This is a genomic window from Pseudomonas sp. FDAARGOS_380, assembly GCF_002591235.1.
Taxonomy (GTDB): domain Bacteria; phylum Pseudomonadota; class Gammaproteobacteria; order Pseudomonadales; family Pseudomonadaceae; genus Aquipseudomonas; species Aquipseudomonas salmasensis.
The window spans coordinates 4885066-4899811 of sequence record NZ_CP023969.1; the positions used below are offsets into that span (position 1 = coordinate 4885066).

7 protein-coding genes are annotated in these 14746 nt (G+C 60.0%); all 7 read right to left on the minus strand.

Annotated features, from left to right (window positions below):
• Positions 1-13: 13 nt before the first annotated feature.
• A complete protein-coding gene (locus CRN80_RS23010) occupies positions 14-2764 on the minus strand; it encodes a malto-oligosyltrehalose synthase (protein WP_098951336.1) in 2751 nt (916 codons plus the stop codon).
• On the minus strand, positions 2761-4845 hold the full coding sequence (gene malQ, locus CRN80_RS23015; protein WP_032897086.1) for a 4-alpha-glucanotransferase: 2085 nt from the start codon (positions 4843-4845) through the stop codon (positions 2761-2763). Before malQ ends, CRN80_RS23010 begins: the two co-directional genes overlap by 4 nt.
• On the minus strand, positions 4842-6587 hold the full coding sequence (gene treZ, locus CRN80_RS23020; RefSeq protein WP_098951338.1) for a malto-oligosyltrehalose trehalohydrolase: 1746 nt from the start codon (positions 6585-6587) through the stop codon (positions 4842-4844). Before treZ ends, malQ begins: the two co-directional genes overlap by 4 nt.
• A gap of 31 nt (positions 6588-6618) precedes the next feature.
• Positions 6619-8175 carry a glycogen synthase GlgA gene (gene glgA, locus CRN80_RS23025; protein WP_078467083.1) on the minus strand — a complete coding sequence of 519 codons (1557 nt, stop codon included), beginning with the start codon at positions 8173-8175 and terminating at the stop codon, positions 6619-6621.
• A 456-nt stretch (positions 8176-8631) separates the two neighbouring features.
• Positions 8632-9585, minus strand: coding sequence for a D-2-hydroxyacid dehydrogenase family protein (locus CRN80_RS23030; protein ID WP_098951340.1), 954 nt, complete (start codon positions 9583-9585; stop codon positions 8632-8634).
• A gap of 25 nt (positions 9586-9610) precedes the next feature.
• Positions 9611-10624, minus strand: coding sequence for an alpha/beta fold hydrolase (locus CRN80_RS23035; RefSeq protein ID WP_098951342.1), 1014 nt, complete (start codon positions 10622-10624; stop codon positions 9611-9613).
• A gap of 196 nt (positions 10625-10820) precedes the next feature.
• On the minus strand, positions 10821-14669 hold the full coding sequence (locus CRN80_RS23040; RefSeq protein ID WP_098951343.1) for a hypothetical protein: 3849 nt from the start codon (positions 14667-14669) through the stop codon (positions 10821-10823).
• Positions 14670-14746: the final 77 nt, after the last annotated feature.

The window sequence follows — 14746 nt, forward strand, 5'->3', positions numbered from 1 at the left end:
TCACAGAAAATTTTCAGCTTTCTTGATTATCAGGATTGATAAAGACATTGACCGGGAGATCCCCCAGGGCAGCGCTGATCAACAGCTCCTTGTTGGGTGTGACTACGCCCGTTTGAAAAAGTCCCTTCCAGTTTTGTGCAGGGGCGGCGAACGGTAATTTCACCCGCGTATCGCCCCAAACCTGCGCATTAATCTGGGGAAACATCCCGTTTTCAAGCAGCAGATAAGTCCAGCGCGGCACCACCACCAGCAACTGCTTGCCTTGATGTTCACGGTAGAACGCAACCACGCGTTCCGCGTGTTGGCCCAGCACTTCCAGCGGTGTGTAGCTGCCATGGCGCAGCAGCTCGGGGCAGGCTTTGCGCAGGCCCAGCACCTGGGCGATCACTGCCTGTTTGATACGCCCGTCGCGCCAGTTGAACAACAGTTCGCCGATGTCCGGTGGTGCCTGCAATGCACGTTGGCGCGCAGCGAAGTCCACCGGGCGACGGTTGTCCGGGTCGACCAGGCTGAAGTCCCAGAACTCATCGCCCTGGTAAATATCCGGCACACCCGGCACGGTCAGATGAAGCAAGGTTTGCGCCAGCCCATTCAGGGCGCCAGCGGGAGCGATGGCCTGGGCGGCGCTGTCCAGGGCACTGCGCAGCGGCGCACCGGCCTCACTGAGCAGCAGGCGCTTGAGGAACCCGTCCACCGCCTGTTCATACGCGTCGTTGGGCGCGCTCCAACTGCTCTGCAACTTGGCCTCGCGCAGTGCTTTTTGCTGCCACTGCCACAGGCGTTGCTGGTACGCCTCCAGATCGGGGTTGGGCTCCAGCGGCCAACTGCCCAGCAGCACCTGATAAAGAATCAGCTCATCACCCGCCGAGGGGCTCTCGGCGCTCTCGCGCAAAGGTTCGGCCAGGCGGCGCCAGTGCTCGACCTGTTCGGCATACCAGGGGGCGCACTCGCTGAGTACCGCCAGGCGTGCGCGGGTGTCTTCGCCGCGTTTGTGGTCGTGGGTAGCGGTGGCCAGCAGGTTGCCAGGGAAGGTCTTCAGGCGCTGTTGATTGGCTGCATGGAAATCGGCCAGCGGCGCACTGAATTGCTCGGTACTGAAACCCACATCGTTACGCGACAACAGCACTGCCGAACGGTAGAACGCGGTGTCTTCCACGGCCTTGGCGGCGGCGGGCGAGGTCAGTTGCTGGAAGCGCACGCAGGCATGCTTGAGCATCTTGCGCGCGCGGCCCACCGGGCGATTGCGCCAGGGCTGGCCGCCGAGCCATTGCTCCAGGTGGTCGAGCACCGGCCAGTCGCCTTCGTTGAGGGTGCTGCGCGCACCCTCCATGGCCTGCTGGAACACCTTGTCATCGTCCGCACTGCGGCCCTTGGCGCTGATATAGGTGCGGTACACCGGGAAATGCACGATCAGTTCCTGCAAGGCCCGGCGAATGGCGCCCAGGGTCAGGTCGCGGGTCATCACATCATCGCGGGCCACTTGCAGCAGGGCCTGGGCCACGCTTTCGAAGTCGCCGCCCAACGAACCATTGAGGATCTGCTGGCGCGCCAGCCGCGCTTCTTCGCCGAAGGCTGAAGGCCGGTCGCTGTAACGCGTCCACATCTCGGCCAGCGGCGTAAAACCTTCGGGATGGTGTTGCAGCAATGACAACTGGTTCATGAACTCGTAGCCGGTGGTGCCATCCACCTGCCAGTCTTCACGCAGGGTTTCGCCTTCGCCCAGGATCTTTTCGACAAAGATCGGCAGGTGACGCTGGGGTGACAGCGCATCCACCCGCCGACGCAATTTGCGGCAATAGCCACGAGGGTCGGCGAGGCCGTCGATGTGGTCGATGCGCAGCCCGTCGACCAGCCCCGCGCTGATCAGCTCGAAAATCTTGCCATGGGTGGCTTCGAACACCGCTGCGCGCTCGACCCGCAGGCCGCCCAGCTCATTGACGTCGAAGAAGCGCCGCCAGTTGATGTCGTCCGCGGCGGTGCGCCAACTGGCCAGGCGATAGGTCTGTTGTTCAAGCAGGTGATGCAGGCGCTCGAAGCCCTCGGGCTGGCGACTGTCGAATGCGGCCAGGCGTTGTTCAATAGCGGGTAGCAGCTCGCTGGCGCGTTCGGCCAAGGCTTGTTTGAGCGTGGCGGCTTCGGCGTAGGCGTCGTGCTGATAGGCGAGGGCGGCGAAACGTTCGGCCAGCGGTTTGAGTAACTCATCGTTGCCCAGGATCAGGCCGTAGTCCCGGGGGCAAATCGGAAAATGGTGTTCGTAATGCTCGACATAGAAACTCCCCTGGGCGGCGTCGAACTTGAGCGGGAGCGTGCCGCTCTGCAAGGCTTCGCCGTAATCGCTGCCGAGAAAGGGCATCAGCAACTGGCCCTTGAGCAGCGGGTCGGGAGAATGCCACTGGATGTCGAAGAACTCGCTGTAGGGGCTTAGGCGGCCCCACTCCAGCAGGTCCAGCCACCAAGGGTTATCCGCGCCGCCCACGGCCATATGGTTGGAGACGATATCGAGGATCAAGCCCATGTCGTGCTCACGCAGCGCGGCGACCAGGCGACGCAACGCCGCTTCGCCACCCAGCTCCGGGTTGACGCGGGTCGGGTCGACCACATCGTAGCCGTGCATGGAGCCGGCGCGGGCGCTCAACAGCGGTGAGGCATACAGGTGGCTGATGCCCAGTTGGGCGAAATACGGCACCAGCGGCACCGCGTCATCGAGGGTGAAACCTTTATGAAATTGCAGGCGCTGGGTGGCGCGCAGGGGCAGTGCGTTCATCGGTCACGCTCATAGGCTTGGTTGCGCGCCACGGCCAGCAGTTCGAGGCGGCGCGCGGCGCTGTCATTGTCGAGCAGGCTGGCGGCTTCGCCGGGCAAACGGCGGCGCCAATTGGGGTGGGTGTCGAGGGTACCTGGAAGGTTGGCTTGCTCCTCCATGCCCAAAGCATCTTCCAGGGGCAACAACACCAGGGGCGCGCGGGTATGGCCCAGGTAACGCACGCTGGCGTCGATCATATGGTCGGTGTCGTTGCGGATCTCATCGATGAAGTTCTGCGGGTCCTGGCTCAAGGCTTGGCGCAGTGCCTGGCGTTCGCGCAGGCGGTGTTCGCTCCATTGGTCCACGGTGGGCGCATCGATCAGGCCGAGCTGGATATTCCATTCGATATCGCGGCTGTGCCACCAGCCATTGAGGGTGGGCAAGTCGTGGGTACTGGTGGTGGCCAAGGCGTTGTCGGGCCAATCGAGGATGGGCTTGAACTGGCCGTCATGGTTCTGTTCGAACAGCAGCACACGCATGCCCAGGATCGAGCGGGCGCTGAGCTTCTCGCGCAGGCCGTCGGGCACGGTGCCCAGGTCTTCACCGAGGACGATGGCCTGGTGGCGGTGCGATTCCAGGGCGAGCAGACGCAGCAGGTCGTCTACCGGGTAATACAAGTAGGCACCTTCGCGGGGTGATGCGCCCAGGGGGATCACCCACAGGCGTTGCAAGCCCATCACATGGTCGATGCGCAAGCCGCCGGCATGGGCGAAGTTGGCCCGCAGCATTTCGATAAAGGCGCGAAAACCATTGCGCTTGAGGCCTTCGGGGGAAAAGGCCGAGATGCCCCAGCCCTGGCCTGCGCGGTTGAGAATGTCCGGTGGCGCGCCCACGGTGAGGTCGGCCAGCAGTTCATCCTGGCGGCTCCAGGCCTGGCTGCCGCCACCGTCGGCACCCACTGCCAGGTCAGCGATCAGGCCGATGCCCATGCCGCTGCCACGGGCGGCTTGTTGCGCGCGCTCAAGGCTGCGGGCGATCAGCCATTGGGTGAAGGCGAAATAGCCGATTTCATCGCGGTTGTCTTCGGCGAACTGCGCCAGGGCCGGGCTTTGCGGCGTGCGCCAGGCTTCGGGCCATTGGCGCCAGTCCAGGTCCTCACCAGCGGCGGCACGCTGGGCCTGTATCGCTTCGAAGCGGCAGTGGTTTTCCAGGGCTTCGCCGCCGGCCTGGCGGAAGCTCTGGAAGTCGGCATGCTGGGGATGCGCGCCGTGGCGGAAGTCTTCATACAGCGTTCGCAGCAGGCGTTGCTTGGCTTTGGCGGCGGCAGGCCAGTCGATCAGCGTGAGCTGTTCCAGGGCATGCAGCTCGTCGGCCAAGCCGGCAGCCTCGATGGCGTTACGCACTTCACGTTCACCGAGAATGCACGCCGGCGAGGCATACAGGCTGTTAAGGAACAGGCGGCTGGAGGGTGAATAAGGGCTGAAGCGCTCGGTGTCGGCGCTGAACATCGCGTGCATCGGGCTGATTGCCACGGCGTCGGCGCCGCGCTCGGCGGCTGAACGCACCAGGTGTTCCAGGGCCAGGGTGTCGCCAAAACCGCCATCGCCGAGGCGGCGCAAGGCATACAGTTGGGCGCTCAGACCCCAGGCGCGAGCGGGTTGGCTGTCGACCGCGTCGGCCACGCTGTAGCAATGGCTGGGCGCGACGGCCAGGGTGAAGGTTTGCCCGTCGATATGCACCTGGTGGTAGCCGAGGGCAATGACGCCGGGCAGCACGGCCTCGCCGTCCAGGCGCAGCTCCAGGGTTTCGCCGCCTTCCAGGCTGACGCGGCACGGGGTGTCCGGGGCGAAGTAACGCGCCAGGTCCAGGCCCGCGCCACTGTCGGTGGTCATCAAGGGTGGCAGGTGGGTGTCTTGCTGCGCCTGCTCAAGTTGCTGCAGGCTGGCGTCGATCTCGGTATCGCTGTCGGCCGGGTGCCCAAGGCCTTTGAGAACGGCGCGCAGGGCGTCAGGCTTTACATGCTGCGGGCGACCGTTGGCATCGATCCAATCGACGGCCAGGCCCGCGCGGCTGGCGAGAATTTCCAGGTTCGCTTCGCTCAAAGCATTTCTCCAACAGGGGATAAGCAAACGCGTGCGCTCAAGGGCGGTAAGTGCGCACCTTGCTGGGCAGGCGTTTGGAAAATAATCGGCTGGGGCGCCGGATGGTCCAGGGGCTGCTTACTCAGGTTCAGGTCGATCTGCAGCACACGGCCATTGCCCAGGCGCCAGCGCGCGGTGACGGCGCGGTCGGCCAGCACGTGCGCCCCGAGCGCCACGGTGCCGGGCAAGTGCGGCACCACGTGCGCGTGACGCAGGCTCAGCAGGTGGCGGTAGAGCTGGGTGTGGTCGTTTTCGACGAAGGAGGGCATCGATTGCAAAAAGGTTTGCAGCGCGTTGGGGTCGGGGATGCGCTGGCGTTGCTCGGGGTCGTGAAACGCCGCGAAGTCGGCAAACTCATTGCGCCTGCCTTCACGCACGGCCTCGGCCAATTCGCCATGATGGTCGGTGAAAAACAGAAAGGGCTCGGCGGCATTTACCTCGTCGCCCATGAACAGCATCGGGATCATGGGGCACAGCAACAGCAGGGCAGTCGCCGCTTTCAGCGCCTCGGGCGAACACAGCTGGTGCAGGCGTTCGCCCAAGGCGCGGTTGCCGACCTGGTCGTGGTTTTGCAGGAACGCCACGAAGGCACTGGGGGGTAAATCCGCACTGGATTCACCGCGTGCATGGCCATGGCGGGTGGTCTCGCCCTGATAGATAAACCCCTCGGCCAGGCAGCGCGCCAGCTTGGCGGTGGGCTGTTCGGCAAAGTCGCTGTAATAGGCGTCGGTTTCACCGGTGAGCAACACATGCAGCACATTATGAAAGTCATCATTCCATTGCGCGTCAAAATCGTGCTGCAACAGGCTGGCCTGGTTCAGTTCGTTTTCCAGCATCAGCCACACGTGGCGCCCGCCGTCCACTTGCTGGCGTACCCGTTGCGCCAGTTCTTGCAGAAACCCGGGGTTGTCGATGGCGTGCACAGCATCCAGGCGCAGGCCGTCGAAACGGTATTCAAGCAGCCACATCAGGGCGTTATCGAGGAAGAAATCCCGCACTTCACGGCGCTCGAAATCAATGCCAGCGCCCCAGGGCGTGTGCACGTCTTCCTGGAAGAAACCCTGGGCGTACTGGCCCAGGTAATTGCCATCGGGGCCGAAGTGGTTGTAGACCACATCGAGGATCACCGCCAAGCCGTGGCCATGGGCACTGTCGATCAGTTGCTTGAGTTGCTCGGGCGTGCCGTAGGTGGCGTGGGGTGCGTAGGGCAGCACGCCGTCATAGCCCCAATTGCGCTCGCCGGGGAATTGCGCCAGAGGCATCAATTCAATCGCGGTGACGCCCAGCTCGGCCAGGCGCGGCAGGTGTTTCTCGACGCCAGCGTAGCCGCCCATGGCACCGACGTGAAGCTCGTAGATGATCGCCGTGTGCCAGGGGCGGCCTTGCCACTGGCTGTGGCGCCATTGGTAGGCGAGGGGGTCAACCACCCGGCTCCAGCCATGCACATCCAGCGCCTGGGCCCTGGAAGCAGGGTCGGGCACCGTGTTTTCGCCATCGATATTAAAGCGGTAGAGCGTGCCGGCAGGGCACGCGACTTCGACTTCGAACCAACCACCGGCCTGGGGCAGCATGACGATGGTTTTACCCTGTTCCAATTCAACGCTGACATAAAATGCGTCTGGCGCCCATAACGCAAAGCGCGTGCGGTGCGCGTCCAGCATGATTGCGCCGTGGGGCCAGGTTTCCAGAGTCCGTAACGGCATCTATGAAGACCTCCCTTAGTTGTTCCAATCGCTATTTGTTCGATTTCCCCAGGGCCTTGGCCACCAGTTGTTCGTAGAGTTCGGCGTAGGGTTCCACGGCCTGGCACCAGTTGAACGGCTGGGTCATGGCACGGCTGCGCATGGCATTGAGCAGACCGGGGAAGGCAAACACCTTGAAGGCGCGGCGCAGCGCCTCTTCGTAGCTTTGCACGGTGGATTCATTGAACAGGAAGCCGGTGACGCCATCCTCAATGGTGTCCGCCAGCCCGCCGGTATTACGCGCCACCGGCAACGAGCCGAAGCGTTGCGCATACATCTGGCTCAGGCCGCAAGGCTCGTAGCGCGACGGCATCAGCAGAAAATCGCTGCCGGCAAACATGCGGCGGGCATCGGTCTCATTGAAGCCGATGCGTACGCCCACTTGGCCTGGGAAGCGCAGTGCCAATTCGCGCATGGCCTGCTCTTCTTCCGGTTCGCCACGGCCGATGATCGCAATCTGGCCGCCGTTTTCGACGATGAAACTGGCGACGGCTTCGGTGAGGTCCAGGCCTTTCTGGTAGACCAGGCGCGAGACCACCGCGAACAGCGGGCCACTCGATGGCTGCAGCTCAAACAGCTCGCGCACATGGGCGGCGTTGATAGCCTTGCCTTCCCAGTCGCCGATATTGAAGTTGTGGATCAGGTGCGTGTCGGTAGAGGTTTCCCAGCTTTCGTCGATACCGTTGGGAATGCCGCTGAGCAGCCCCTGTTGAGTCTTGCTGGCGAGGAAGCCATCCAGGCCACACCCGAATTCCGGGGTGGTGATCTCCTGGGCGTAAGTGGCGCTCACGGTGGTGATATGGCTGGAATACGCCATTCCCGCCTTGAGGAACGACATCTTGCCGTAGAACTCCATGCCTTCTTGTTGCAGGGCGTGGGGCGGAATGCCCAGCTCTGGCGTCGAGGCCAGGCTGACCACGCCTTGGTAGGCCAGGTTATGAATGGTGAACAGGGTGGGCGTGCGTGACCCACGCCAGTGCATGTACGCCGGAGCCAGGCCCGCAGGCCAGTCATGGGCGTGCACCAGGTCTGGGCACCAGTGGATTTGCGCGAGGTTGGCGGCCATGTCGGCGGCGGCCAGGCCCAGGCGGGCGAAGCGAATATGATTGTCCGGCCAGTCGCGGCCGTTGTTGGCGCCGTAGGGCGTGCCTTCGCGCTCATACAGTTCGGGGCAGATCAGCACGTAAATGACCAGGCCGTCCGCAAGGTCCATGCGCCCGATCTTGCACGGTGGCAACGCAGCGTGGCCGCCCAGTTCACCGACGATATGAATCGGGTTGTCGCTTTCCATCACTTGTGGGTAACCCGGAATCAGCACCCGCACATCATGTAGGTGGGCCATGGCGCGGGGCAGGGCAGCGGAGACGTCGCCCAGGCCACCGGTTTTCACCAGGTCCGCGAACTCGGAGGTGACAAACAAGACTTTCTTTCGATTCGGATTCTGACTCACGACCGGCCGCACAGTGTTGGGCAGGTCGGCCAAAGACTTTGGCCCTCCTGCCGGCTGACTAAAACGCTCTCCCTGAGTATCTACTGCGGCACTGATCATAATGCACTCCCATCTGTTGGTTGGCTAATGGCCCGCTGCCATCAGCTCCGAGTGACCGCATCCTGCGGCCAGGCACACAAGCGCTATACAAGCTGGCAAGGCGTATGCCAGTTGCAACGTCGGCTAAAAAAGATTGGATGAGCGGGCATTCGGCCTGAAGCGCGCGTGCTCGCCCTTACCTAAAACTTGACCAGCGGCAGGTTTCGAAAGTTTAGATTTTTTGCGGGGTTTTTGTTTTGGAACGGACCCATCGGTCATGAGTCTAGGACAGATCCCAGCGCCTGCTGGGTTTTCATGCAGATTTTGTAGGACAAAAAACTTTTAACGATATGCCACCCTGCCCCCTGTAGGACCGAGCTTGCTCGCGAAAAACCAGAGAGCGCCACGTAACACCAGAATGCCCGCGTTATCGTCGGCGTTTTTCGCGAGCCACCAAGATTGCACTTTAATGGTGCGTCAGCTGAGCCCGCGAATGGGCACACCGCTGGCCCAAGCCTGGATATCGTCGATCATCTGCTGATAGAACTGCCGGTAATTCTGCTCGCTCACATACCCCACGTGTGGCGTAGCCAGCACATTGGGCAAGCGGCGAAATGGATGGTCAGCCGGCAGCGGTTCCTCGGCATACACATCCAGCGCTGCCCCGGCCAGGCGACCGCTGCGTAACGCGTGCACCAGCGCCTGCTCATCCACAATCGGCCCGCGCGCGGTGTTCACCAGCCGCGCGCTGGGTTTCATCCAGGCCAAGGCTTGCGCATCCACCAGGCCACGGCTGCGCTCGCTGAGCACCAGGTGGATGGTCAGGATATCCGCCTGCTCAAACAGCTCGCGCTTGCTGACCCAGGTCACCCCAGATTCCGCCGCACGCTCAGGCGTGAGGTTCTCACTCCAGGCAATCACCCGCATGCCAAACACCTGGGCGAACTTTGCGACTTTCTGGCCAATACTGCCCAACCCTAGGATGCCCAGGGTCTTGCCATGCAGGTCGCCGCCCAGGCCGACCTGCCATCCACCTGCGCGCAGCGAGTTGGCTTCGGCGAGCAGGTTTCGCGTAGAGGCCATGATCAACGCCCAGGTCAGTTCCGGGGCGGCGTGCTTATAACTGTCGGTGCCGCACACCTGAATGCCCAGGGCCTTGGCTGCGGAAAGGTCGATGGCGGCATTGCGCATGCCGCCGGTCACCAGCAATTTGAGCTTGGGCAGCCCTTGCAGCAAGGCTTTGTCAAAGGTTGAGCGTTCGCGCATGAGGCAAATCACTTCGAATCCCTTCAAGCGCTCGATCATGGTGGCGGTATCGGCGGGGTAGTCGTGGAGAAAATGCACCTTGCCTACGCTGTCCAGTGTCGACCAATCCACCACGTTACTGGCCACGTGCTGCCAATCATCCATCACTGCTATCTGTATCGACATGCACGCGGGCCTCGAAAAGGTGGAATTAAAGGGCCTTCAACCCCTGCAACAGGGCTTTATGAAACTGTTCAGGTTCTTCCATCTGCGGCGCATGGCCAAGGCCGGGGAACTCCACCAACGTGGCGCGGGGAATCAGCTTGGCCACCTGCTTGCCCAGTACCTCGTAATGACCGATTTTGGCCTTGACCGCCGGCGGCGCCACATCTTTGCCGATGGCGGTGGTGTCGCTGGTGCCGATCAGCAGCAGGGTGGGCACCTGCAAGTCCTTGAACTCGTAGTACACCGGCTGGGTGAAGATCATGTCGTAAATCAACGCCGAGTTCCAGGCAACCTGCAGATGCCCCGGGCCTTTGTTCAGGCCTGCGAGCATGTCCACCCAGCGCTCGTATTCAGGTTTCCAGCGCCCGCCGTAATAGGTGCTGCGCTCATAGTTGCGTACACCGTCGGCGCTCAGCTTCAGCTCGCGCTGATACCACTGGTCGACGCTCTGGTAAGGCACGCCCAAGGCTTTCCAGTCTTCTAGGCCGATGGGGTTCACCAGCCCAAGCTGTTCGGTTTGCTGGGGGTACATCAGCGCATAGCGCGTGGCGAGCATGCCGCCGGTGGAATGGCCGATCACCGTGGCCTTTTGAATGCCGAGCTTTTCCAGCAGTTGATGGGTGTTGGTCGCCAGTTGCTGAAAGCTGTACTGGTAATGGTCGGGCTTGCTGGAGGAGCAAAAACCTATCTGGTCCGGGGCGATGACGCGGTAACCGGCGTCACTCAGCGCCTTGATCGAACCTTCCCAGGTGGCACCGCAGAAGTTCTTGCCGTGCATCAGCACCACGCTGCGACCGTTGGGAGTGCCGGTTGCGGGGACGTCCATGTAGCCCATTTGCAGGGATTTGCCTTGGGATTGGAAGCTGAAATGTTGGAGAGGGTGAGGGTATTGGAAGCCTTGGAGTTCAGGGCCGTAGACGCGTCCTTCGCTGGAGGCGAACACGTAGGAGGCGCTGAGGCTCAGTAGGGTAGCGATGGATAGGGCGCGGACTGAAGTCATGGGCGGGGTTCCGAATGGAGTAATCGGATGCTGTCGGGAGGGGATTAAGTGAAAATTAACATCTAGCAGCAGGGCTGTGGACGGGCAAGTCGTTGGCGTCCGCTTTGAGGCGTAACTGCTTTAACGCTCCCGGAATTTATCGGGGCTAGGGACGAACCCATAAATAGAATAGATTCGTCCCTTTTCATCACTCCGGCTAATCTTCGTATTTAAACTGGTCTATAGCTACCGCATTAAAAGTATTGCTGGGAACATTGGCGAACCATGCCGTTACCCCCGAGGCCAGATTGGTCGTCCAAAAGAACTCAATCCCAAATTCTTCACGCTGACGTGAGCGCGACCAATAGTAATTATTTGCCATTGGCCAACGACCAGCATACTGCTCTTGCATTAACTTTTGTTGCTCAAGATAAGGCAATGACATGTTTCTATCAACGGCACTGTTAAACATTTGATCGAACGTTCCCGAGCCATTGTTGTAAACCCAGATCACGTTTTCAATCGAGGCAGTAACTGTCCTGACCTGTGGCGGACTTGACGAGTCGGTAATGCTGATAATCGCTACCCCATTACCCCGTGTTGAGACCGCTCCATTTGCATCGACAGCGGCCACATTACTTTTACTGGACGAGAAACGATAGGGCGCGGTGCCGCCTGATACGTTCACTTGTGTCGTATTGCGTGACGTGCTGGTAGCGACAATGTTGGGGTAATCTCCCAACCTATACATATACGAACTGTGCCTGATTCTGTCTGGCCAGACGATAAGTGTATTACCGAGAGCAAGGGTGTATTGGGTGCTGGGGAAAGCCACTGCACGGCTTTTGTCGTTAATGCGGTTATAAGCCGCCCAGAATTTGACCGTGATCTGGCTGTTATTCGGCACCCTGGCCAACCAACTACGCAGCACTGCTTGATCTTTCAATCCATTCGCAGCCTCCGTGGCGTTAATCGCCTTGCCCTCGAACACGGTTAAATCTTCAATTCCCTCAGCGCTCAACACCATCCACGTCAGTTGATCTTCATCGCTCAAAGGCCATTTACTTACTGACCCCTTGGCGTCGCCAGCAAAACTCGCCAGGTCCAGCGTGTCTCCGTCGTTGACATTGTTGACGAGTGGCTGCGGTAAGTCTGCCGCAGGAATTGCATTGACCCAAACCGTCTGCACCTGCGACGCAATCGGATCAGGCACGCCTGTGCGCGCCACGGAATATGTCAGGCATACCGTACTGTATACGCTGCGATGCAAGACTTTATCAGCGGTGAGATTGAACACCACGGTGCCGCCATCCAGCCCAGGCAGACCAGCCGAATGACTGCTGCCGTCGGCAAAAGTCCATACAAGCGTGATGAAATCTTGGCCACTCATACCGGTATACCGTACGGTCACCGTCGTATTGTGTTCAATTGGCAGCGGGTCGACTGTCACATTCGGCCCGGTATCGGTGGTGCCATTGATAAAGGGGTGCGGCAAAACTCCTGATAGTGCCTGAATGGTGTACGTGCGTTGACGGAAGTGCACTGCATTGGTTTTGTTGGTACTACGATCAAAACTGGCCCAGAAATCGATGGTCAGCGTCGATCCATCCTTGAGCCTGCGCAGATCCGGCGGCGTGGGAGGCATGATGCCCAGACTCTCGCCCTCAGGCGTTACTAAATTCTCGCTGTACGTATCCTCACGGTAAGGCATGTCATCGCTGTAGATACCTTTATATGTCATCCATATCCGCTGAAAACGGTGAATGAAGAGCCAGATATTGATCAGGGTGCGCTCCTGGCCAGTGAGCTGGGAAACCACCAGTACCGGGCTATCATGCCCTTCGATGGTGGGGGTCGGTAGCGTGGTCAGGGGCAGTAACAGCAGATCCAGTATGGGCGACGGTATTCTCCGTGTGCCGCGCAGCACAAAGTACTGCACGGTAATCAAGCGACCTTCGGAAAGAATGTTAGCGCCTACCACTTCGCTCGGTACGTCAAAGTGCAACGTTCTTGAGGTGTTGCCATTCTGAGTGTCTTCATAAGTGCCGATGCCCGGTGTGCCACTGAACACTGCCATGACCCGGTCGCTGGGCGACATGGTCAGGAACGATACTTCAATCGTCGCTCCGGTTGTTGCGGCCTCCGGTCTTAGTTGGTCTGGGTATCGCGAGGCTTCAAGCACTTCCGGCCTTGGCAGTACACCTATTGCTTTACCGACTGTCACGTCAAGTGTTTCAGAGCGCAGTGGTTGGTTGCCGCGTATGAGGGAATAGCTAAAGCGAATGGTGCCGTTGTTATTCAAGTCGACATACTTTCGAGCTACCGCAAACGAAATCTCTCCTGCTACAACGACGTTAATTGTGCCGCCTGTGCTGCCATCTACACCAGAGCCAACCCAGCGCCACACCACAGTGTCACCTGGTATAAAGGCATAGGGCAGAGTGGCATTGACCTGGAAAATTACATCGGTCGGATCGAGGTTGCCATTTTCATCTACGCCTTCAATCTGCGGCGCAGGCAGGTCGGCGCTACGTTCGCCTATTTCTACTATCAGGTGCTCGGATTCACGCACCGTCAGCACACCGGCGTCCTGTACCGTGGTCACACCATCATTGACACGATAAAAGACGTCGATCGGCCCGAGCCCGTCAAACTGTAAGAAATCTTTAGGGGACACAATCCGAAATTTTGTGGGCGGTGGAGGGTCACCCGCCTGCTGGGTTTGTTCATAAAACACCAGGCCGCCGCCGGGTTGGTGGGCCTCAAAGCGCAAGGTGACGTGATAGTTCGGATTGTAAGGTGTGAAGACCGGGAAGTTGACTTTGAGGTAGGGCTCGGTCGGATCAATCAAGCCGCCCTCGTTTTCCTCGATTTCAACCGCAGGCATGTTGGAAACAGTACCGAAAACTGTGACAGTCAGACCTGCGGAATAGCCAATCTCAGTGCCCAGCGGGAATTGCAGTTTGTAGGAAATTCTCATCGAACCGTTGATCAGGTCTTCGAGGATGCTGTTCTCGACGGTGGTATAGGCCGAACGCCCGGGCCGGGCGGCAAACGCTGGCAGTGTGACGGTGACTTTCGTTTTATCTGCGCGTGTGCCCTCGATGGTGGCTACGATCTGAGCGCCTGCTGGCGTTGTGGCGCCATTGGAGAGTCGTGTGGGCACAATCACTTCGAGTTCGAAGTGACTCTGTGCGTACTGATCGAAATCGACGTCATTACGATCAATGTCTGCGCCATCCACCAAGAAGTGGGGGCGCATGAATGCGTTTGGATCCAGGTTACTTTTCAGGTTTACGACCTGAGACCACTGCCGCACTTCCCCTGAGAAGTTCAGCACCAAGTCATAGATCCGGAATCGGATACTCAGCAGGCCGCTACCGCCCAAGGTGATGACATCCGGCTTGACAAACACCTCGATAGGCTTGAGCCCCTCAGCCTGATCCGCGTCCAACGACAGCTCCACCAAATGGCCGTTCCAATACAACTCGATGGTGTCACCTACATATGCTTCGGGGTAGTGATCAATGGTAATGAGCACACCCTCTTTTGCGCGGACGCTGTCGAGCTCGGCATTTGGGTCACTCAGGTCCTCTGGCAGGTGAAGGATCAGCGCCGAATGGTAGGGGAGGCCTGGGTCCTGATCCACGCCACCTGGCCGGGTATCTTTCAAGAACCAGGTTTCTTCCTGCGATGTGATTTCAGTGCCAGACCCGCTACGCCTGACCAGGCCATAGCAGGGGAACACCCTACCTAACGGTACATGCTCGCGTAGTACCGACAGTTGGTAGCGTGGCTGCGTTTCCTGGCCAGCAAAAATTTCCCCCCAGGCGACCGGAAAACGCCGGTCTCCCATATACCATTCGTAAGTATCGCCGACTCGCTTCTGGGTCCAGCTCTCGAAGGTAATCAACAAACGGTTTTCGAGGCTGCGTATACCAACCCCTACATCAGCAAGGAGTTCGGGAAGGGGGCGTACCGTGTTGTCGTTGTAGGGCGGCGGCTCCAGGCCTATGATGCGTGGTGGGTGCAGGATGGGTGGACTGTCTGAGCGTTTATCGGACATGGGGGTGACCCTTCAGGCTGATTTGAGAAAACGTGCCAAACAGGGTCAGCAAATATGAGAAGGTGATAACCGTCTAG